This is a genomic window from Pseudomonas eutrophicaquae (assembly GCF_023544715.1).
GTDB lineage: Bacteria > Pseudomonadota > Gammaproteobacteria > Pseudomonadales > Pseudomonadaceae > Geopseudomonas.
This window is the reverse complement of sequence record NZ_JAMJEZ010000028.1, coordinates 1-21,457: the sequence shown is the minus strand read 5'-3', so window position 1 is coordinate 21,457 and position 21,457 is coordinate 1. Positions and strand designations below refer to the sequence as shown.

The window sequence follows — 21,457 nt, the reverse complement described above, 5'->3', positions numbered from 1 at the left end:
CTTTTATTCATGTAGCTATCTTGCTGCTAGATAGCTGCAACAGATATGGAGAGTCGTATGGCTACAGTGGTGGCGCTGGTGAGTCAGAAGGGGGGAGTGGGTAAGTCCACACTCTCCCGTGCTTTGGCACGCGAAGCCGCAGCCGGGGGGCTGAGGGTGAAGGTGGCCGACCTAGATACGCAGCAAGGAACTTCAGTCGACTGGCACCGGGTACGCTTGAGCGTTGGACTGGAGCCGGTCGTCTCGGTGGAGGCATTCGCTACTGCGGCGCAAGCCCTCGCAGCAGCTGATGGCTTTGACCTGCTGGTGATCGATGGGCCGGCACGTACCAGTCAGGCCACCCTGGAGATCGCCAAGGCGGCAAGCATCGTCGTGCAGCCGACCGGCGCTTCTCTCGATGATCTACGACCCGCAGTGAGAGAGTTTCATGCCCTAGTCAAAGCAGGCGTGCCGGCGCAGCGGCTTGCTTTTGCCTTGAACCGTATCGGCACTGAAGGGGAAGAGACAGCTGCACGTGCCTACCTCGAAGAGGCGGGCTATGCAGTCTTGTCCGGCTGTCTGTTTGAAAAGCCTGCCTACCGTCAGGCGCAGAATGAGGGGCGGGCAGTCACAGAGACTCGCTATGCCGGGCTGAACGCGAAAGCCGACGCACTGCTGCAATCGTTGATTGATCGAATCGGAGAATGACCATGGCCGACCTGTCCAAGCTAAAGAAGAGCAAGCTCGGCACCCCGCCCTCGCCCGATGAGGCTAGCCAGAACCTCACTGCCCCCGAAGTAGCCCCTGCCGCGCCGCAAGCTGAGCCAAGACCTCGTAGAGACGGCCGTAGCGCGCGCAAGACTCACAGGACGCTGCCATTCGCTACCCGCGTCAGCCCGGATTTCGATAGTCGGCTACGTGATATCGCTGAGCGCGATGGGTTGCTGCTGGTCGAAGTCTTGGAAAGGGCGCTAGACGCTTATGAGGCTTTGAAAGAGTCTTGCTAGCATCAAGATAATAGCAAGATTGCAGCATGATTTTTGGCGTCTATGCGGTTTAGGCACCAGAAAGCACATCCTGAAAAGCAGCCGCAGGCCGCACCAGTGCTGAGGCCTGGCGGCTAATGGCAAGCGATTCCACTTGACTAAAGATTCCGGGTTAAGTGACTAATTGATCATTTGCTTTTAGCTGGTTAGTATCAAGCTAAATCAATGGTATGGCTTAGTCTAATGAAGAGCGTTACGGTCGAGCCTGGCTCAAGGAAAAACGTCACGAAGTCGAATGACCTTGTGATGGCCGCGTACAAACTCACCCTGAATGAGCAGCGCCTGTTGCTGGCGGCGATTTCGCAGATCGATCCGCGCAAGCCGATGCCACGGCCTATCTCGATCACTGCCCAGGACTTTTCAGAGCAGTACGGGATTCCGCTGAAACACGCCTATGAGGCGTTGAAAGAGGCGACATCTGCGCTCTACGAGAGGGATATCAAAACCTTCGATGGCCGCTACAAGAGCCGTTTCCGCTGGGTGGACCGCGTGGATTACCTCGACGGAGGGGGCGAAACGAAGCTGTTTTTCACGGTCCATGTGCAGCCCTATCTGGTTCACCTCAACCAGCGATTCACCACCTACGAACTCAAGCGGATCGCTGATCTGACTTCGACGCACTCCATCCGGCTGTTTGAGCTGCTGCAACAGTTCAGAAACACGGGGTTCTACAAGGTCGGCGTCGCCGAGTTTCGAGAGCTGCTGGAGCTTGGCCCATCCTACGAGCGGTACAGCAACCTCAAGCTCAAGGTGATCGACCCCGCGATTGCTGAGCTTCGAGAGAAAAGCGGCCTTCTCGTCGAGCTGAAAACTGAGAAAAAAGGGCGGGCAATCAATCGGCTTACCTTTACGTTCAGGGACGATGACCAGATGAAGCTCAACTTCCCCGACCTTGTGGATAACAGCCGGAATCCTTAGCTTTTCAACCCGGAATCCTTAGCCACTTACCCGGAATCCTTAGCCACTTACCCGGAATCCTTAGCTACTTCAACCCGGAATCCTTAGCTACTTAATCGCTGAAAGCCGCGTGGCACTAGGGCTCCAGGGCACCTAAAAACAAGGTTTTAAAAACAAGAAAAAACAAGAAAAAACAAGCTAAAAAGCCCTTTGAAGGCAAGCAAAACAGAAAAACACGGTGATACCAGGGCATCCCTCAGGAGTTCCCCCGCTGCGTGGCTCCTACTCCCCAAGGGCTACGTCGGGCCGCATGCGGCCCGGCTTTCAGGGCGCGCACAGCGCGCTTCCCTGCTCGACCTCTCGTGCCTGAACCTCGCACCTTCAGGGGCACACAACCAGCACAGAGCAAAGGCAAGAACCGGAAATGCCTGGCCTACGGCCAGATGACTCTTCACCAGACCTCGGCCCCACCATCCTTGCCAGAAGCGACGACGGCGCCGGCATCCAGCACAAAAAGCAGGTAATCAGGAAAAGCAGATCGAGCCGGCAGGACGATCATCGTCAGCCTGAACCTCCCTGGGGGCCTCAACCTGCCCTGGTACGGGATGGCACCTGAAACGCCACCGCGCGAAGCCAGCCCGCTAAAAGCCCCTCCGGGGGGCAGGGGTGCCCCCTGCACGGCAAGCACAGGGCAAGAGCCGGAAAAGCAGCCTCCGGCGGCTCTCGCTTGCGAGGCGGCGGGCGGCCGGGGCTTCCCGGCCACCCTGGGCGAGGGTCAGCAGTGGGGGAGGCGTCAAGGCCAGGCCGCGCTCGCGCGGTGCTGCGCAGCCTTGACGCGGCGGCCACCGTGGGGCGCGCCTGGACGTCCTGGGAGGCCCGTGGCGGCGTTTCCGTGGGTAGGGTATGGGGTAGGTGGCGGGTGCTATACTGGAGGGCCTTGTGCGCCGCGCCAGGGGCTTCTCTGAATGCAGACTAATAACCGTTCGTCGGAGGTGGCGAATAATACCCAAAATAATAAGAATAATAATAACTTTATTATTGTTATTATGTTATGATTGAGTCATCCCAACGGAAGGAGTCTCCCCTCATGTCTATCGCCATCCCCGCCGACGTGCGTGAGCGCGTCATCCAGGCCGCCCAGGAGCTGTACGAGCAGAACGGCCGCGAGTCGATGCCCACCGTGGACGCGGTGCGTCGTTTGGCTCGCGTCGACATGAATGCCGCTTCCGCCGTGATGCGCGAGTGGCGCCGCGCGCAGACCGCCCAGGCGGCCCCGGTCGCCGTCACGGTGCCCGAGGTGGTGACGCAGGCGCACGGCGCGGCGCTGGTCGCGCTGTGGCAGACCGCCCAGGAGCTGGCCAACGAGTCGCTGCGCGTTGCCCAGGCCGCCTGGGAAGCCGAGCGGGCCGAGGCCGACCACGACCGCCAGGAGCTGGCCGACGCCTACGAGCGGCAGGCGACCGAGCTGGAGGAGATCCGGGCCGCTGCCGAGCGATCCGCCCGGCTCCACCAGGAGCAGCAGGACACCCAGGCCCAGGCGCTGGCCGCCATCCGTGCCGAGCTGGTCACGGCAGCCACCCGCGCGGAGCGCGCCGAGGCCCGCGCCCAGGAGATCGAGCTGCGCGCCGCCGACCTGCGCAGCGAGCTTGATCACGCGCACCAGGAGCAGGGGCGCATTCGCGCCGAGCTGGTTGCCGCTATCGCCCGTGCCGAACGCGCCGAGGCCCAGGCGCAGGATGCCGAGCAGCGCGCCGCCGCGCTGCGGGGCGAACTGGAGAGCGCGCACCAGGAGAGCGAGCGCAGCCGTGCCGAGACGGCGACCCTGGCCGGCGAGCTGCGCCAGTCCCAGGATGCCGTCGCGGTGCTGCGCGCCCAGTTGAGTTCTGTCGAAGCCAGCAAGACCCAGGAGGTCGAGCGGGCGCGGCAGGAGCGCGAGCAGCTGTTGGGCGAGCTGGACGCGACCAAGGCCGCCGTCAGCCAGGCCGAGGCGGCCGGTGCCGAAGCCCGCGAGCGGTCTGCCGTGCTGGCCGGCAAGCTGGAAAGCGAGCAGTCGCACAGCGCGGCTCTGGCCGCCCTGCTGGCCCGGCTGAATCTGGTTGCCGGTTCTGAAGGTGAGGGCGGCGAGCCGTCCGCCTGAGCCGCTAGCGCGTTGCCGCTGGGGGCTGGGGTTGCTCTACCCGGAAAGGCGTCGAGCCAGCGGAGGGGCTGCGCGTGCGCAGCGCCGCAGCGCTCGATGCCCGACAAGCGCAGCGCGTCAGGCGGTGGTTCGGGCAGCGCTGCGGGGTGGGGCGTAGGTCAAACGTCACGGCCTGCGGGGTGATTCTCCATGCCGAATCACCCCCCCCCATGATGAATCACCCCCCCCCATCCCGCGCGGGAGGCGGGGAGGATTGCCCCGCTGGTCGTGCAGCCAGGCGGGCCGTGCAGGTCAAACGTCACGGTTTTGCAGGTCAAACGTCACGCGGGTTCGGGAGCGCTTGAGCGTGCAGCCACTGCCAGACGCTGCGCGCGGCGAGGGTATCGGCCAGGGCGCGGTGTGCCTGGCCGCTCCAGGTGTGGCCGGCTGCCATGGCGGCGGCAGTGAGGCGGAACCAGCGGTAATTGCCGTGGTAATCGTTCCAGTCCCCGACCCACAGGGAGTAGGCCTGCATGGCGCAGACGGCTTTCTGGGCGGCCAGCTTGCGTACCCGTGCAGGCAGGAAGCCGAGGTCGAATGAGGCGTTGTAGATCACCAGGGCGTCGGCGGCCTCGATGACCTCGGCCAGCTGGGCGGCGACTGTCGCCAGTTCGGGGGCGGTGGCCACGTCTTCGGGACGGATGCCATGCACGGCCTGAGCCTCGGGCCAGGCCTGGCGACGGCGGGGCCGCACCAGGGTATCCAGCAGCACCGCGCCGGACTCGTCGACCACGGCGACCTCCAGCAGGTCGTTGGTGGTCGGGGCCAGGCCGGTGGTTTCGGTGTCCAGGTACAGCACCTGCCCGCCCAGCGGGGCGCGTTCGAGCAGACGGGCCAGGCTGTCGAGTCGCTGGCGGGTTTCGTCCCGGTCGTCCTCGATGAGGGGGAGCGGTTCGGGTGTTATCGGTCGCGCTGCGGTCGTCAGTCGCTCGGGCTGGGGAGCGGCCTGGCGGCGGCGGATCTCGACGGTCTGGCTGAGGTGGTAGGCGGCGACCCAGCCGGTGGGGTTGTAGCGGCTGCCGTGGCCGCTGACGACGAAGGCGCAGGGCTGTTCCCCGCGTGCCGGCCGCCTGCCCTCCAGCTTCCAGTATCCGGCCGTCTTCACGTCGCTTGGCGGCTGTGGCCAGGGCGTACCCATGCTGTCGTAGTGGGGTACATCCGGGTTCCTGGCCTGCTCGGCTTTCAGGCGGTCGAGCACCTTGGCGGTTCGCATGGCGACGGCTCCTGGTTTTACGGCTCGGTGGGCGTCGAGGACTTGGCGGCCAGCATGGCGTCCCCGGCGCGCTTCCATTCGCTGCGGCGCTGATCGTCGAGCGGCACTTTAGCCAGGCCGAGGAGGGCGCCCAGCAGCTCGCCACGGTCCACGGTGGGGCGTCCGGTTTTGCTGTCCACCAGCCCGGCCAGAATCAGCAAACCCGCCGCCTGGTACAGCTCGCGGTCGCGGGCTTTGCGTTCGGCAGCCTTCTCGGCGTTGACGATGCGGGCGGCGTTGGCCTTGGCCTTCTGGGCGCGCTCGGCGGCCTTCTCGGCTTTCACCAGCGCGGAGAGCTTGCGGTTGTCGTCGTTGCTGCGCTCGGGTTTGTCGGCCAGCAGCAGGAGCAGGCGTTGTTGGTCGCTGGGCGATTTGAGGCCGCGCAGGTAGGCAATCCGGGCCGTCAGCCATTCATCATGCATGGGGTATCTCCCTGTCCATTGTGTTGCCGAGTCTAGCGCGATTCTGCCAGACTTGCACTGACCGCTTTTTCCTTCTGTGAAGCAGAAGGCGCGCTTAGTTGTTTCTTGGCAAGCCGAGAAACGCGCGCCCTGCCGGGGGCAGAAGCCAGAGCATTTTCGCGTCCGCGAAAATTCAGAGCGAAGGGCTACAGCACATGGCGATTGCGCGACTCAGCATGAAGGTAGGCAAGGCCGGCAAGGCTGGGCCGCATGCCGCCTATATCGCGCGGGAAGGCGAGTACGCCCATCGCCGGGAGAAAGGCGAGGCGCTGGAGGCCTGCGAGGCCGGCAATATGCCGCTGTGGGCGCAGGCCAACCCGCTGGAGTTCTGGCGGGCCGCCGATGCCCATGAGCGGGCGAACGGCACCACCTATCGGGAGATGGAAATTGCCCTGCCGCGCGAGCTAAGCGCCGCGCAGCGGATCGAGCTGGTTCGAGCGTTTGTCACCCAGGAGCTTGGCGACCGTCACGCCTACCAGTGGGCGATCCACAACCCCCAGGCCGCCGATGGCGGCGAGCAGCCCCACGCGCACCTGATGTTCAGCGAGCGGCAGCGCGATGGTATCGAGCGCGACCCCGAGCAGTATTTCAAGCGTTACAACGCGAAGAACCCCGAGCGCGGCGGGGCGCGGAAAGGCTACGGGCCGCACGCCGGGCAGACCCTGACGGCGGCTCAACGCAAGGCCGATCTGGTGGCCCTGCGCAGCCGCTGGGAGGCGATGTGCAACGCGCACCTGGAGCGGGCCGGCCTGGCCGAGCGGATCGACATGCGCAGCCATGCCGAGCGGCAGACCGGCCAGATGCCGGAGCGCAAGCAGTTGCCGAGCGCCTGGCGCGGCGAAGGTCGCGCCCAGGTGATCGAGTTTCGCGCCGCCCGCGCCGAGGTGGCTCAGGCCGCTGCCGAGCTGCGCCGCGCGGTGCCGGACACCGGGGCCGAAATCATCCACCTGGAAGCCGAGCGGCAGCGCCGGCAGCAGCGCGAAAGCGAGCGCGCTCGCCGGCCGGATGAATCAGCACTCGGTGCGTTGATTCGCAACCTGAAGTCCGATGTCGATGAGCGGGCGAAGAGCGCCCCGCCGAGTGTCTTCGCGCAGGAGGTCGAGCAGGCCTTGGCTGAGCGGCGAAAAGACAAGGCTCAGGCGGAAGCCCAGGAGCGTGAACGGCAAGCGGCAGAGCTGCGCCAGGAACCCCAAGGGGGTCTGATTCATCATGGCGAGGGGGGGGTAATTCATCATGCTTCTGCCGAGGTGAGCGAGAAGCCGCTCCACGAGCGGATTGGCCAGGCACACGAGCGGCGGGAGCAGGAGCGCCAGGCAGAACGCGAGCGGCTGCGGGCTGCTGAGCGTCACCAGGAACAGCAGCGCATCGAGCGTATGAGCGCGGCCGAGCTGCGCGCCGAAATCGAGCGGCAACGGCCGGTGCCGGTGGCCGAGCTGGTGGAGCGCGATTCGGCGGTGATCGAGGCGACCCAGACGTATCGCGCGCTGACCGGGCGGGTCCAGGCGCTCCAGGGACGCGCCAACGAGGCACACCGCGAAGCGCTGGCCTGGCGTGAAGCGCACCCTATCCGGGCCAAGGCGCACGATACTGGGGTGATGCGTTCGGTCTATCTGGACGAGCGCGCCCAGGTTATCGAGCAGATGCGCGGGCAGTACCAGAAGGTCGCCCCGCAGGCGACGCGCGCCCGTGAGATGGCCGAGGCCGTGCGCAGCGCGGCTACGACCCGCATTGCCCAGGAGCAGGTGCCGGCCTTGGCGCGCATCCGGGCGCTGGAGCAGCGGGCGGCCGAGCTGGAGCGCATCGAGCGCGAGCGGCAAGCCCAGGCGCTGCGCGAGCAGCAGGCCGAGGGCGAGGCCCGGCTGTTGGTGCGGGATATGCGCGGGATTGCGGAAAGCCTGCGCTGTGGTGCGCCGGGTTGGACCGAGGATGGCCACCAGCTCCAGGCGCTCCATGCCTCTGAGAACAAGGACGCGCTGACGATGGTCGAAGGCCTGGCTGCCTTGCCCCTGGAAGAACAGCGCGACTACGTGGCCGAGCAGCTGGTGGCCCGGCTGGCAAAAGACCCGGCCGCTCGGCTACGGTTGGCGGAGCAGGTCGAGCGGGTGCAGCGTGGTCCCGAGCAGGATCACGACTATGGCATGAGCCTGTAGCGGCGAGAGAGCATGAGCGAGCCACTTCACGATTACGATCCAGCGGAGGCGCTGAACAGTGCCGAGGCCATCGAGGTGTTCATGGCCGACGCTATGGAAACTGGCGATGCGGCCTATGTGGCTAAGGCTAATGAGGTTGCGAAACGGGCTATGCAACGCATCAGCGATGTTGACCCAGCGCATACGAATGTCGTCCAGGGAACAAGCGTCTAGGTACTGAGCGGTTGCTTCTCGAAAAGGCACGATAACGGATTTTATCGTCACTTTCCTGCCGAGGGAGGAAACCTTGGGCTATGTACTAAAAGTGCCTGTGCTCGGTGAGGTCGCGTTTAAAAGTGGTTCGGAATGCTCCATGACGGCCAGTACACTCCGAGCCATCGTCACTTTTCGCCTCGTGTGACCTTCGTTCAGCTGACTTTTCGGACAGAACCCAGAGTCATGCTTACTGAGCGGGTTTAGCTGATGGCATTCCCATGTAGTGTTGGTGCCACATCATGTGATCCATCATCATCTGCTGCATCCCCATGTACCTGTCCATCATGTACTGGCGCTGTGCTCTCTGCTCCGGGGGCAGGTTCGAATAGTCCTGCCAGCCCATCATGTGGCCGCCACCCATCATGCCGCCGCCCATCATGTGCCCACCCATCATGCCTCCACCCCACATGCCCATACCCATGCCGTGCATCATTCCCATCCCGCCTTGCATGGTATTCCAATGCTCCTGGAGGAGTTTCTGCCGCTCCTTCGGGTCTTGGGTTTGCCGGATTTTCTCCATCTGGGCCTGCATCTTCTGGAGGTTTTCCTGCGCCTGAGCCATCTGCTTGTCGAACTCGGCAATGCTCGGAGCTTGCTGCTGCGCCGGGGGGGTAGCGCTTTTGGCTGGGGTTGGGTCTGCCGCCAGCGCCCATGCGGATGACAGTGATGCGGCAACGAGGAGTACCGCCAGTTTGATGTTTTTCATATCGAGCTGCCTTTGTGGTGGTGAGCTGAACCAACATCCCTATGAGCGAGCGATTGCGTTGACTCAACGGGTTTTGCCTAAAACTGTAGAGCCTCTTGGCTGGATTGCCTATTTGATTGCTCCCTTCACAAGCGGCACTCAGGCTGGCCCCGGCTACCGCTGATGGGAGATGCCTCCTGAGTGCGCGCAGCGCACGTGATTGCCCTCGCTCGTTTCGCCTTCGCATAACGGCTGCGACAATTCGTGGAGGATGCCGCAGTGGGCGGCGGCACTCGGCTCGTTGCAGCACTCACGCAAGCTCTTGAGCTGTTGCTCCAGCTGGCGGAGCTCCTCGATGCGTGCGGTGACATGGCCGATGTGCGCGTCCAGCAGGGCATTCACATCGGCGCAGTGCTCGCTGGGAGCATCCTTGAAGTGGAGCAGTCCCCGAATCTCGGCGTGTGTCATGTCCAGCATGCGGCAACGGCGAATGAAGGACAGCCTTTCGACATGCGCTTCGGTGTAGATGCGAAAGTTGCCGTCGCTGCGGGCGGGCGAGGCGAGTAGCCCCTCGCGCTCGTAGTAGCGGATGGTTTCGATCTGGGTGCCCGTGGTACTGGCTAGCTCACCGATTTTCACGTTGGTCTCCGATAGCCGGGTCTGGTGACTCCTATTTGCAGCATAGGCTCTTGACTCTGTAGTCGCTACAGGTTGTTTACTCGTGTCCAACGTCATTGGGGGTACAGCATGGGTGAGTGCAACGCTGTTGGGTGCGGTTGTTCCACTGCGTCGTCAGCGGAACCGAAGAGTCTTGCCACCGGAGCGGGCAAGACTGTGCAGTACCGCATCGACAACATGGACTGCCCCACCGAGGAACGGCTGATTCGCGACAAGCTGGAGCCGCTCGCCGGGGTGACAGGGTTGGAGTTCAACCTGATGCAGCGCACGCTGACGGTGAACCATCAGCTCGATTCGTTGGAACCGGTCGAAGCCGGATTGCGCGCCATCGGCATGCAGGCCCAGCGTCTTGCCCTTCCAGCCGAGCAGGTGTGCACGGTGTTGACCATCGCGAAGATGTGTTGCCCCACCGAGGAACGGCTGATTCGCGACAAGCTGACCGGAATGCCCGGCGTCGAGTCCCTGGACTTCAATCTGCTGCAACGCCGTTTGACGGTCACGCACCGTCCCGAAAGCCTGAATGCCATCTTGGGCGCGCTGACATCCATCGGCCTCGAAGCCAAGGTCGAACCGAGCGTTGCCAACGACACCGCCGAGCCGTCTACCAGCCCCCGCCATTGGTGGCCACTGGCCGTGGCGGGCGTGAGCGCGACCCTGGCCGAGGTCGTGCACTGGTTGAACGGTGGCAATCACTGGCTGGTCGTGGCGCTTTCCGTGCTGGCGATTGCGGTAGGCGGACTCTCGACCTACAAGAAAGGCTGGATTGCCCTCAGGAACCGCAACCTGAACATCAATGCGCTGATGTCGATTGCCGTTACCGGGGCGATGCTCATTGGCGAGTGGCCGGAGGCGGCCATGGTGATGTTCCTGTTCGCCCTGGCCGAGGTGATCGAGGCCCGATCGCTCGACCGTGCGCGCAACGCGATTCGCGGCCTGATGGAACTCGCTCCGGAAACGGCCACCGTCCAGCAACCGGATGGCACGTGGCTGGGTGTACCCGCCAGACAGGTGGCAGTGGGAGCCACGGTGCGTCTGCGCCCGGGCGAGCGAATCGCGCTGGATGGCGTGGTGACCCAGGGGCACTCGAGCGTGAACCAGGCTCCGATCACCGGCGAGAGTTTGCCGGTGGACAAGACCGTGGGTGACAGCGTGTTTGCCGGGACGATCAACGAGACGGGGTCGTTCGAATTTCGGGTGACGGCCGAAGCCAGTCACTCGACGCTATCCCGGATCATTCATGCCGTCGAATCCGCCCAAGGGAGTCGGGCGCCGACCCAGCGCTTCGTCGACCGCTTCGCGCAGATCTATACGCCGACAGTGTTCCTGATCGCCTTGCTGACCGCGGTGATGCCGCCGTTGTTCTTGTCCGGCGAGTGGATGGACTGGATCTACAAGGCGCTGGTGCTGCTGGTGATTGCCTGCCCCTGTGCACTGGTGATCTCCACGCCGGTATCCATCGTCAGCGGCCTGGCTGCGGCCGCACGCAAGGGCATTCTCATCAAGGGCGGTGTGTACCTTGAGGAGGGTCGCAAGCTGGCCACGCTGGCACTCGACAAGACCGGCACCATCACCCATGGCAAGCCGGTGCAGACCGACTTTATTGCTTTGCGCGGAGACGAGGCCCGGGTTCACGCCCTGGCGGCCAGCCTCGCTGCGCGCTCGGATCATCCGGTATCCCACGCCATCGCCCTGGCGGCAAACGAAGCCGGCTTGGCGTTATACCCGGTGACCGATCTGGCTGCCATTCTGGGCCGTGGCGTGCGTGGCCGTATCGACGATCATCTTTACCAGCTGGGCAACCACCGGCTGATCGAGGAGCTGGGTCTTTGCTCGGAAGCCATCGAGGCGCAACTGTTTGCCCTGGAGCGCCAGGGCAAGTCGGTGGTGCTGCTGGTCAACCAGCACGAAGTCCTGGGCATTTTCGCGGTGGCCGACACGGTGCGAGAAACCAGTCGCGAAGCGATCAGCGAGCTGCACGCCCTCGGGGTGAAAACCCTGATGCTCAGCGGCGACAACATCCATACCGCCGAAACCATTGCCCGCTCGGTCGGCATCGACGAGGCTCGCGGTGGGCTGCTGCCGGAAGACAAACTCAAGACCATCGAAGGGCTGATGACGAGTGGCAAGGCCGGTGCGGTCGGCATGGTGGGGGACGGGATCAACGATGCGCCCGCGCTGGCCCGGGCGAGCATCGGCTTCGCGATGGGAGCGGCGGGGACGGATACCGCCATCGAGACGGCGGACGTTGCGCTGATGGACGACGACCTGCGCAAGATTCCCGCATTCGTCCGGCTTTCGCGGGCGACCACCACGGTGTTGCGGCAGAACATCGCTTTCGCCCTCGGGATCAAGGCGGTTTTCCTGCTGCTGACGTTCACCGGGCAGGGCACGCTGTGGATGGCGGTGTTTGCCGACGCGGGGGCCAGTTTGCTGGTGGTGGTCAACGGGCTGCGGTTGCTGCGCAAGTAATGGGTTTGCGAGCTTCTGCGGTCCACGAGTGCTGATCCAGGGGGGCAAGCCAGGCTGGAAAGTGTGGGTGTCCGGAATATATGGTTGGGCGGCGTTCTCGTCGCTTGGCTTGGTTCAAATTTCCAGACCGGCCTGGACGAGAAGACGGTGTGGGACGTTTTCAACGCTTGTGCCGAGCTCATGAGCTACTGGCGCCGCCTCGAGACGCCCCGTATCTTGGCATCGATGAACTGTATCTGGATCGGCGTTATCGTTGCGTCCTCACCAACATCAAGGCGAAGGCCGTGGTTGATCTGCTGGCCAGCCACCGTCAGGATGTGGTGACCAGCCCTGATGAAGCTGAAAGACTGGCAGAAGGTCGAGATCGTCAGCGTGCCGTCGGTCCCGTCAGGTTTTCTTACCAGACAGCAACTGTTAAGATTCCATATAACTAATCCATCTACTATCAAGTCCTTATGCGCCGTTGGCTAACGATTTTTCTGCTGGTGATGATGCCGCTGCAGCTCGGTTGGGCTGCAGTGGGCAGCTATTGCCAGCACGAATCGGGTAACCAGACGAAGCATTTCGGCCACCACGTTCATCAGCACCAAAGCCAGGCGGGAAGCGAGGACGACGACGGTCCCGATCCCCAAGGCGGCAAGAACCTGCATGGCGATTGCAACGCCTGCGTTTCCGCTGGCGTCACGGCGATCTTTTCCGCGGCAACTCTGTTTGATGTGAACAGCTCCTCAGCTGGCGAGACTGGCTACCAAGCTCATCCGCTGTCCCGGCCATCCTCTCCGCCTGAGCGCCCTGCCTGGGCCCGCCTCGCCTGATCGGCGAGGCGACTCCTCTCTCCCTGCCCCGTCCAATGACCATCGTCACCGACGATGAGCGTTGGCGTGCCGCGAGCCAGCTGATGGCGTCTCGCCGATTCCCCGTGAGCTTTTTCATCACTGGAGAGTCGGGATGTTCCCAAGCAAAACCAGAAAATGGCTGCCCTGTGCCTTGCTCGTGCTGGCCACCGGCAGTTCGTTGGCGCAGACAGCGCCAAGTGCTTCCAGCCTGCAGTCGGTCACTGCCGGTCCTTTATCGCTGAAGCAAGCCTTCGATACCGCGTGGGCGCGTCAGCCCGAAGCGGAGTCCTCGTCTGCGCGTCGTGAGGCGGCCACTGCCCGTCGAGCTGTCGCCGACAGCTGGACCGCCGAGCCCATGGCCCTGGAGCTGTCGAGCAAAGGCGACCAGCTCAATGGCAACGATGGCAGCCGCGAGCACAATGTCGGCCTCGCCATCCCCCTGTGGCTGCCCGGTGAGCGCTCGCGTACGGGCGCCGTGGCCGAGGCCGAGGCCCAGTCCACCGCCAGTCGCGCCTCGGCTGCGCAGTTGCGCACTGCTGCTGAAGTGCGCGAGGCGTACTGGCAGTGGCAACGCAGCCGGGTCGAAGCGAGCCTGGCCAGCGAGCGCGAGGGCAATGCCCGGCAGCTCGCTGCCGATGTCGCCAAGCGGGTCAAGTCGGGCGAGCTGGCCCTGGCCGATCAGCACCAGGCCGAGGGTGCTGCGGCTTTGGCCGAGATCGAGGCGGCGCGAGCCAGGAGTGCGCTGACGACGGCTGCGCAGCAGTTGCGCAGCCTGATCGGCACCCTGCCGGTGGGACGCGAAGAGACTGCGCCTGGCGTTGCTGCCGGTGAGCCGGTACCCGCGCTGCCCGCCGACTTCTCTGTGCTGGATGCCCAGCATCCGACTGTGTCCGCACTGCTGGATCAGGCCGAGGTCGCCCGCCGCTCGGCCGAGCTGGCTCGCGTGCAGACCCGAGCCAATCCCGAGCTGACCTTGTCGACCAGCCGCGAACGCGAGCCGGGGGAGTCCTATGACGAAAGCCTCACCCTAGGCATTCGCATCCCCTTTGGTTCGGGCAGCCGCAATCGTGCCAAGCAAGCCACGGCCGAGGCCGAGGCCATCGAGGCCGAGGTGCAGGCGCGTCTGGCGCGTGAGCGCCTGCTCGGCGAGCTGGAGGCCGCCCGGCTGGCGTTCGAATCCGCCCGCGCCCAAATGACGGCTGCCGAGAAGCGTGCCCGGCTCGCCCAGGAGTCGCGTGGTTTCTTCGAAAAATCCTTCCGTCTCGGCGAAACCGATCTGCCGACGCGCCTGCGTATCGAACTCGAGGCGACCGACGCCAAGCGTCAGGCCGCCCTGGCCCGACTCGATCAGGAGGCGGCGACTTCCTCACTGCGCCAGGCACTGGGTCTGCTGCCCGAATAGGGCCAGAACGAACCTACAGGACTGCAAAGATGACACTGTTTCCAAGGCTGACAGCCTTCACTGCGGCGATCTTGATCGCTGCCGCCCCCCTGGCCACTCAAGCCGGCGATGGGCATGACCATGGCGAAGCGCCGGCCACTCCGACAGGCCCGGCCCTGCCGCGTTTCGCGGCGACTTCCGACACCTTCGAGTTGGTCGGCGTGCTCGATGGCCACGACCTCACCCTGTGGCTCGACCGGGCTGCCGACAACAGTCCGGTGACGGACGCCACCCTCCAGCTGATGGTGGGTGGCGTCAAGGTCGAGGTCGAGCAGCACGAGCCGGGCGAGTTCGAGGCCGCGCTGGCGGAGGAGCCCGAAGAGGGCGAACTGGCCATCGTCGCCCTGGTGGTGGCCGACCAGCAGCGTGAGCAGCTGACCGCCGAACTGGATATCCATCACGAAGAGCACGCCGAAGAGTCTGCATCTGGCGTGTCCTGGGGCACTTATGGGGCCTGGGGGGCCGGCGGGCTGGTTCTGCTTGCCCTGCTGGGTTGGGCTATGCGCCGCGCCCGTGTCGCTCCTCGTCATTCGTGAAGGTGTTTTATGAAAGCTAATTTTCTGATTTCCGCGGTGTGCCTGGCCCTGCTGTCGCTGACCTCGCCCGCCTGGGCTGGCGAAGGGCATGACCATGGCGAAGAAGCGCCTGCAAGCAACAGCAACGGCCCCCAGCGACTGCCCGACGGCAGCGTATTCCTGCCCAAACCGGCGCAACGCCAGATCGGGGTGCGCACCTTGCCGCTCGAGACGGCCGAATTGCCGCGCTCGCTGGAGTTGGCCGGCAAGGTGGTGATGGACCCCAATGCCGGCGGCAAGGTGCAGGCCGTGCTGGCTGGGCGCCTCGAAGCCGGACCGCGCGGCTTTCCCAGCGTCGGGCAGGCGGTGAAGAAAGGTGAGGTGCTGGCCTATGTAGTGGCGACCGGCGATGTTCTCGAGCGGGCCAATCAGGCTGCGCAGCTGGCTCAACTGCGAGCGGCCAAGGGCCTTGCCGACCAGCGCCTGGCGCGCTTGCGCGAGCTGGCCGATACGGTGCCGCGCAAGGATATCGAGGCAGCAGCCAGCGAGGCCGCGAGTCTGGGGGCGCAAGTCGCTGCGCTGAATTCGGGCGTCAATGCGCGGGACGCACTGGTTGCGCCGGTTTCCGGGGTGATTGCCTCGACCAATGCCGTCTCCGGCCAGGTGGTCGATGCCCGCGAACTGGTGTTCGAGGTGGTCGATCCCTCCCGTCTGCGCATCGAAGCGCTGGCCTACGACCTGAACCAGGCCGCCGATGTGGCGGGAGCCACTCTGGCGGTGGGTAGCGAACGTGTGCCGCTGACCTTCATCGGCGCGGCCCGCAGCCTGCGTGAACAGGCCCTGCCGATGCTGTTCCAGGGCGAGGGCAGCGCCTTGTCCCGCCTGGCCGTGGGACAGCCGGTGAAAGTCTTCGTGCAGACCGCCAGTCGTACCCGGGGCATCCGGGTGCCGGCGGCGTCGCTGATGAAGAATGCCGCCAACCAGAATGTCGTCTGGGTCAAGACCGCGCCGGAGCACTTCGTGCCGCACCCGGTCACCTTTGCCGCGCTGGACGGGGTATCCGTGCTGGTGACCAGTGGGCTTGCCTCTGGGGATCGTGTCGTGACGCAGGCTGCCAGCCTGATCAACCAGATTCGTTGAAGGGAGCCTGACCCATGTTCAAGTGGCTCCTCGACAACAGCCTCGGCAATCGTCTGCTGGTGATCATCGCCAGCCTGGTGCTGATGGCCTACGGCGCATTCACCCTGTCACGCATGCCGGTGGATGTCTTTCCCGATCTGAACAAGCCCACGGTCACCATCATGACCGAGGCTGGCGGCATGGCCGCCGAAGAGGTCGAGCAACTGATCACCTTCCCGCTGGAGACCACGATGAACGGTCTGCCCGGCGTGGAGAGCGTGCGCTCGGTCTCCAGCAGCGGGCTGTCGTTCATTTACGTCACCTTCGACTGGAGCACGGAGATTTTTCGGGCCCGGCAGATGGTGTCGGAGCGGCTCTCCGCGATGGAGGAGGGCTTGCCACCGGGCGTGATCCCGCGCATGGGGCCGATCAGCTCCATCATGGGCGAGATCATGCAGATCGCGATTCCCATCGACGCGGCACGGATCACCCCGATGCAGGTGCGCGAGTTCGCCGACTGGGTGCTGCGTCCGCGCCTGATGGCGATCCCCGGTGTGGCCCAGGTGATCCCGATTGGCGGTGAGGTCCGCCAGTTCCAGGTCCAGCCCGACACGGCGCGCATGGCCGAGCTGGGCATCAGCCACACGCAGCTGGAGGAGGCGCTCAAGGGCTATTCGTCGAACACTTCCGGCGGCTTCCTTGAACTCAATGGACGCGAGTACCTGATTCGCAACCTGGGGCGGACGTCGAGTCTGGAGGATCTGTCGAGCCTGGCTATCACGGCTCGTAACGGCCAGCCGATCCTGCTGCGGCAGATCGCCGAAGTGACCTTTGCCGCGGCCCTGAAGCGCGGCGACGCCGGCTTCGAAGGCAAGGCCGCGGTGATCCTCGGCATCCAGAAACAACCGACGGCCGATACCATCCAGCTGACCCGCTCCATCGAGGCGGCGCTGGGGGCAATGCGCAAGTCGCTGCCGGCCGGAATGGAGGCCCCCCAGGTCACCTTCCGTCAGGCCAGTTTCATCGAGGCTTCGATCAGCACCCTGCAGGGCAAGCTGATCGGCGCCTCGGTGTTCGTCGCGGCGATCCTGTTCTTCTTCCTCGGCACGCTGCGGCCCACCATCATCGCGCTGACGGCCATTCCGGTGTCGATCTTCATCACCGGTCTGGTGTTCAAGTACTTCGGCCTGTCGATCAACACCATGACCCTCGGTGGCCTGGCCATCGCTATCGGTGGATTGGTCGACGATGCTGTGGTGGGCGTGGAGAACGTGCTGCGCCGGCTGAAGGTGGAGCGGGCCAAGCACCCCGAGCACCGCCTGCACCCGCTGGAACTGGTGGGGCACGCGACCATGGAGGTGCGTTCGGCCATCCTCTACGCCACCATCATCATTGTGCTGGTGTTCCTGCCGCTGTTCGCCCTGCCGGGCATGGAAGGGCGGCTATTCGTACCGCTGGGGATCGCCTTCATCGTCTCGACCCTGGCCTCGCTGGTGGTTTCGGTGACCGTCACCCCAGTGCTGTCCTTCTATCTGCTGCCGCGGATGAAGTCGCTGGAGCATGGCGACACCAAACTGCTGGCTTGGCTGAAAAGCCGCTATCGCAGCAGCTTGCAAGCCGTCCTGCAGCGTCCGAAGGCAGCTGTAGTCGTAGCGGGCATTGCCGTGTTGGTCGCGGCAGCGAGCGTGCCGTTCTTCCCGAAGACCTTCCTGCCGCCGTTCAACGAGGGCACCTTGCTGATCGGCCTGCGTCTGAACCCCGGCGTGACTCTGGCGGAGTCCTCGGCGCTGGCCCAGCAGGCCGAGCAGTTGGTCATGCAGGTGCCGGAAGTGACCCACGTCGGCCGCCGCAGCGGTCGCGCGGAGCTGGATGAGCACGCCGAGGGTGTGCACGTCAGCGAGCTGGATGTCGGCCTCAAGCCGGCCTCGGAGCTGACCCGCTCGATGGATGAGATCAGCGGTGACATCCGTTCGCGGCTGGTCAATCTGCCAGCGGCCATCGGCATCGGCCAGCCGATCTCGCACCGGATCGACCACATGCTGTCCGGCGTACGCTCACAGATCGCCATCAAGATCTTCGGCGAGGATCTGGACACCCTGCGCGGCCAGGCGGATACCCTGCGCGGCAGGCTGGCGGATATTCCTGGCATCGCCGACCTTGAAATCGAGAAGCAGGTGCTGGCTCCGCAGATCAAGGTGCGCATCGACTACGCCGCCGCCGCCCAGTACGGCGTGCCCGCGCCGCAGATCCTGGCGACGCTGGAGAGTCTGGTCGAGGGCGAGAAGGTCACCCAGATCGTCGAGGGTGGCCGGCGTTTCGCCCTGGTGGTACGTCTGCCCGAGACGGCGCGTTCGGCGGAGGGCTTGGGCAACATCCTGTTCGAGACCCCGACCGGTAGGGTGCCGCTGTCGCGGATCGCCAGCATCGAGGACGGCGACGGCCCGAACCAGATCAGTCGCGACGACGGCAAGCGTCGCATCGTGCTATCGGCCAACGCCCAAGGGCGCCCGCTGTCGGAGATCGTCGAAGACATCCGCAAGGTGGTCGACGAGAGCAAGCTGCCGGAAGGCTACTTCATCACCCTGGGCGGCCAGTTCCAGGCCCAGGAGGAAGCGTCGCGTCTGGTCGGCCTGCTGTCCATCGTCTCGCTGATCCTGATGTTCGTGGTGCTCTACAGCCGCTACAAGTCGGCGACCCTGTCGGCGCTGATCATGGTCAACATCCCGCTGGCCCTGGTCGGCGCGGTGCTCGGCCTGTGGTTGTCGGGGCAGCCGCTGTCGATTGCTGCGCTGATCGGCTTCATCACCCTGGCTGGCATCTCGGTGCGCAACGGCATCCTCAAGGTCAGCCACTACATCAACCTGATGCGCATCGAGGGCGAGAACTTCGACCACGCGATGATCCTGCGTGGCTCGCTGGAGCGCCTGAGCCCGGTGCTGATGACGGCGCTGGTCACCGCCTTTGCCCTGGCGCCCCTGCTGTTCGAGGCCGAGCGGCCGGGCACGGAAGTCCTCCACCCGGTGGCGGTGGTGATCTTCTCCGGCCTGATCAGCTCGACCCTGCTCGATACCTACCTGACCCCGGTGATGTTCTGGCTGTTCGGCCGCAAGGACACCGAGCGCCTGATGGCTGATCGCGAAGCGGGGGCCTTCTGATGGTTTGCCTCATTTTTCATCGAAATCACAGCCCTCCGGGGCGGTATTGCGCACCACAACGTAACCGTGTTTGCCGGCAAATGATCCGGAAGCTGAAGTCACTGAAGCAGCACTCGGCAAATTACCGAAGTGATAGAGGAACTCAAATGAAAACCCTGAAAGCAATCTTGGCCATCTCGATGTTTGCCGTCTCTTCCATCGCAATGTCGGCTGGTTTCGATAAAGATCCTGGCAGGCTCATCCAGGAGAACCAACGCGCCATGGAAGCGTATGCCGCAGAGCTCGGGAAACCCGCTCCGAAAGTCGAGAAGTATCGCTATGGCATGGAGCTCGATGTAGTCAAGGTGATCAGTGTGACACGCAAGGCCAAGGTCTGTGGCGTGGTGCCTGCGCGGATGACCTTCCTCGACTCAAAGGGTGAGCTCCAAACGGTCGAGTACCAAGCAGTCGGAGGATGCCGGCGCGGCTGAGCGGGGGCCGGCTGACCAATCGCCTAAAAATGGCCCCACCTAATGTAAGGAGCGGCTGACTGCAGCCGTGTGGTTGAAAGTGCTTTCGTCTGGGCCTTGCCCCTTTCCAGACACTCGGCGTCCCAGTGGCGCCGATTTTTTAGGGAATCTCCTATGGGATTTAGGATCCCGACAAGCCCTTCTGAAAACCGCCAATCTGGGAGGAATCGTCATGTTTGGGGTCGTCTCAGAAAACGGAAAATAAAGCACGTTAAGCCCATTGCAGACGCTAGATATTGACGAGTACGTCGGGTTTTCTCTTGTTTGAGTTGCCTCTTGTGGCAAGATAGTACTCAATTACTATCTTACAAGGAGTGCTCGTGGACACCCATCCAAAGCATCTGCCGGCCGATGAACGTCGTGCCGTAACTGTCGAGTCCGTCGTGGCGCTTGCCGGTTCACAAAACCCAAGCGAGATAACCACTGCAGCTATCGCTAAACACATGAACTTGACCCAGGGTGCGCTGTTTCGGCACTTCCCGAACAAGGAAGCCATTTGGCAGGCGGTCATGGAGTGGGTAGCAGAGCGCCTATTAGCCAGAATCGATCGATCCGCACAAGGAATCGAGTCGCCCTTGGCAGCCATGGAGGCGATGTTCATGAGTCATATCGAATTCGTAGCTGAGCACCCAGGCGTGCCAAGAATGATGTTTGGTGAGCTTCAGCGTGCCGAATCGACACCGGCCAAGCGCATGGTGCAAACCTTGATTCAGCGCTACGGCGAACGTTTGCATCGTCTCATCGAGAAAGGCAAGGCCAGCGGCGAGTTGTCTCCCTCGCTTGACAACGAGGCGGCGGCAACGCTGTTCATTGGCACGATCCAGGGCTTGGTCATGCAATCGCTGTTGGCGGGTGATGTGGGACGTATGCACCGCGATGCGCCGCGCGTCTTTGCAATTTATCGGCGTGGCATAAGGAGTGCGCAATGAAAAAGTTACCCTTGCAAGGCCGCACCCTGGCGCTGCTTGCCGTCATCATTCCTTTGCTGGTGCTTTTTATTTATGTCGGTCTGCGATCAGGGCCGCTCGCCCCGGTCGCTGTGACGGTGGCAAGCGTGGAATCACGGGCTATCACACCGGCGCTGTTCGGCATCGGCACTGTGGAGGCGCGCTACACCTACAAGATCGGGCCGACGTTTGCCGGGCGCGTCAAACGCCTGGAGGTGCATGTAGGCGACCAGGTCAAGGCCGGACAGGTGCTCGGCGAGATGGAGCCGGTCGACCTCGATGATCGGGTGCGCTCACAGGAGTCGGCATTCAAGCGTGCGGAAGCGGCTTTGCGCGAGGCAGAAGCCCGGCAAGCCTACGCGCAAACCCAGGCGCGCCGCTACGAGCAATTGTTTGCGGTGCGCTCGACCAGCGAGGAAATCGTCACCACCAAGCGGCAGGAACTGCAGATCGCCGATGCCGCCTTATCTGCCGCTCGGGAAGATATTGTCCGGGCACGCTCCGACCGCGAAGGACTCGTCGCGCAGCGGAGCAATCTGCGCCTGATCGCGCCGGTCGACGGTGTAGTCGCCGTGCGCGATGCCGATCCCGGCACGACCATCGTCGCGGGCCAGGCCGTGGTGGAAGTGATCGACCCCAAGAGTTTGTGGATCAATGCGCGCTTCGACCAGATCAGCGCATCGGGGCTGGCTGGGGGGTTGCCGACTCTTATCGTCCTGCGTTCGCGTGGTGGCCAGACCTTGAAAGGTCGCGTGCTGCGGGTGGAACCCAAGGCCGACGCGGTAACCGAGGAAATGCTTGCCAAGGTGACTGAACCGCCCCGAGTTTCCCGGAGGCTCCAACCTTTGAGAGGATGGAGCCATGAAGAAATCCACCAAGTACTCCCC

At 64.0% G+C, this 21,457-nt stretch carries 18 protein-coding genes and 1 pseudogene; 15 read left to right on the top strand and 4 right to left on the bottom strand.

Translation table 11 applies throughout. The features are described from left to right. Positions 1-57 precede the first annotated feature (57 nt). From MXC11_RS10870 to MXC11_RS10860, 3 genes are all read left to right on the top strand, one after another. Positions 58-687, top strand: coding sequence for a ParA family protein (locus MXC11_RS10870; RefSeq protein ID WP_250010210.1), 630 nt, complete (start codon positions 58-60; stop codon positions 685-687). Between the two features lie 521 nt (positions 688-1,208). Continuing rightward, entirely contained in the window at positions 1,209-1,943 is a 735-nt protein-coding gene (locus MXC11_RS10865) for a replication initiation protein (RefSeq protein WP_250010209.1), read from the top strand. 1,066 nt (positions 1,944-3,009) lie between these two features. Next, on the top strand, positions 3,010-4,059 hold the full coding sequence (locus MXC11_RS10860) for a DNA-binding protein (RefSeq protein WP_250010208.1): 1,050 nt from the start codon (positions 3,010-3,012) through the stop codon (positions 4,057-4,059). A gap of 313 nt (positions 4,060-4,372) precedes the next feature. Here MXC11_RS10860 and MXC11_RS10855 read toward each other — a convergent pair whose 3' ends face one another. After that, entirely contained in the window at positions 4,373-5,311 is a 939-nt protein-coding gene (locus MXC11_RS10855; protein ID WP_250010207.1) for a 3'-5' exonuclease, read from the bottom strand. A gap of 17 nt (positions 5,312-5,328) precedes the next feature. Next, positions 5,329-5,772, bottom strand: a complete 444-nt coding sequence (locus MXC11_RS10850; RefSeq protein WP_250010206.1) for a conjugal transfer protein TraD — start codon at positions 5,770-5,772, stop codon at positions 5,329-5,331. A 215-nt stretch (positions 5,773-5,987) separates the two neighbouring features. Between MXC11_RS10850 and MXC11_RS10845 the strand changes: the two genes are divergently transcribed. Together MXC11_RS10845 and MXC11_RS10840 are read left to right on the top strand one after the other, a co-directional pair. Beyond that, a complete protein-coding gene (locus MXC11_RS10845) occupies positions 5,988-7,961 on the top strand; it encodes a MobA/MobL family protein (protein ID WP_250010205.1) in 1,974 nt (657 codons plus the stop codon). Between the two features lie 12 nt (positions 7,962-7,973). Beyond that, positions 7,974-8,174, top strand: coding sequence for a helix-turn-helix domain-containing protein (locus MXC11_RS10840; protein ID WP_250010204.1), 201 nt, complete (start codon positions 7,974-7,976; stop codon positions 8,172-8,174). 229 nt (positions 8,175-8,403) lie between these two features. Here the strand turns inward: MXC11_RS10840 and MXC11_RS10835 are convergent, their stop codons facing one another. Both MXC11_RS10835 and cadR read right to left on the bottom strand, forming a co-directional pair. Then, positions 8,404-8,922: a hypothetical protein gene (locus MXC11_RS10835; protein ID WP_250010203.1), complete on the bottom strand. Its 519-nt coding sequence runs from the start codon at positions 8,920-8,922 to the stop codon at positions 8,404-8,406. Between the two features lie 153 nt (positions 8,923-9,075). Further along, the gene (gene cadR, locus MXC11_RS10830) at positions 9,076-9,540 is read right to left on the bottom strand and encodes a Cd(II)/Pb(II)-responsive transcriptional regulator (protein WP_090212117.1); all 465 of its coding nucleotides are present in this window, start codon (positions 9,538-9,540) and stop codon (positions 9,076-9,078) included. A gap of 372 nt (positions 9,541-9,912) precedes the next feature. Between cadR and MXC11_RS10825 the strand changes: the two genes are divergently transcribed. From MXC11_RS10825 to MXC11_RS10780, 10 genes and pseudogenes are all read left to right on the top strand, one after another. Continuing rightward, positions 9,913-12,048, top strand: coding sequence for a heavy metal translocating P-type ATPase (locus tag MXC11_RS10825; protein WP_462938121.1), 2,136 nt, complete (start codon positions 9,913-9,915; stop codon positions 12,046-12,048). A 123-nt stretch (positions 12,049-12,171) separates the two neighbouring features. Next, positions 12,172-12,423: pseudogene (locus tag MXC11_RS10820) on the top strand (ISL3 family transposase); the annotation flags it as partial. Between the two features lie 113 nt (positions 12,424-12,536). Further along, entirely contained in the window at positions 12,537-12,863 is a 327-nt protein-coding gene (locus MXC11_RS10815) for a DUF2946 domain-containing protein (RefSeq protein WP_250010216.1), read from the top strand. 133 nt (positions 12,864-12,996) lie between these two features. Continuing rightward, positions 12,997-14,286 (top strand): TolC family protein, encoded by a 1,290-nt coding sequence (locus MXC11_RS10810; RefSeq protein WP_250010201.1) that lies wholly within the window; start codon positions 12,997-12,999, stop codon positions 14,284-14,286. A 29-nt stretch (positions 14,287-14,315) separates the two neighbouring features. Next, entirely contained in the window at positions 14,316-14,861 is a 546-nt protein-coding gene (locus tag MXC11_RS10805) for a hypothetical protein (protein ID WP_217681735.1), read from the top strand. A gap of 9 nt (positions 14,862-14,870) precedes the next feature. Then, the gene (locus tag MXC11_RS10800) at positions 14,871-15,980 is read left to right on the top strand and encodes an efflux RND transporter periplasmic adaptor subunit (RefSeq protein WP_217681734.1); all 1,110 of its coding nucleotides are present in this window, start codon (positions 14,871-14,873) and stop codon (positions 15,978-15,980) included. Between the two features lie 14 nt (positions 15,981-15,994). After that, on the top strand, positions 15,995-19,114 hold the full coding sequence (locus MXC11_RS10795) for an efflux RND transporter permease subunit (RefSeq protein WP_250010200.1): 3,120 nt from the start codon (positions 15,995-15,997) through the stop codon (positions 19,112-19,114). Between the two features lie 146 nt (positions 19,115-19,260). Then, positions 19,261-19,584 (top strand): DUF2790 domain-containing protein, encoded by a 324-nt coding sequence (locus tag MXC11_RS10790; RefSeq protein WP_090212129.1) that lies wholly within the window; start codon positions 19,261-19,263, stop codon positions 19,582-19,584. 359 nt (positions 19,585-19,943) lie between these two features. Next, positions 19,944-20,552: a TetR/AcrR family transcriptional regulator gene (locus tag MXC11_RS10785; RefSeq protein ID WP_004393990.1), complete on the top strand. Its 609-nt coding sequence runs from the start codon at positions 19,944-19,946 to the stop codon at positions 20,550-20,552. After that, positions 20,549-21,457: efflux RND transporter periplasmic adaptor subunit (locus MXC11_RS10780; protein ID WP_250010199.1), on the top strand; the 909-nt coding region annotated here is incomplete at its 3' end. The genes MXC11_RS10785 and MXC11_RS10780, both read left to right, overlap by 4 nt.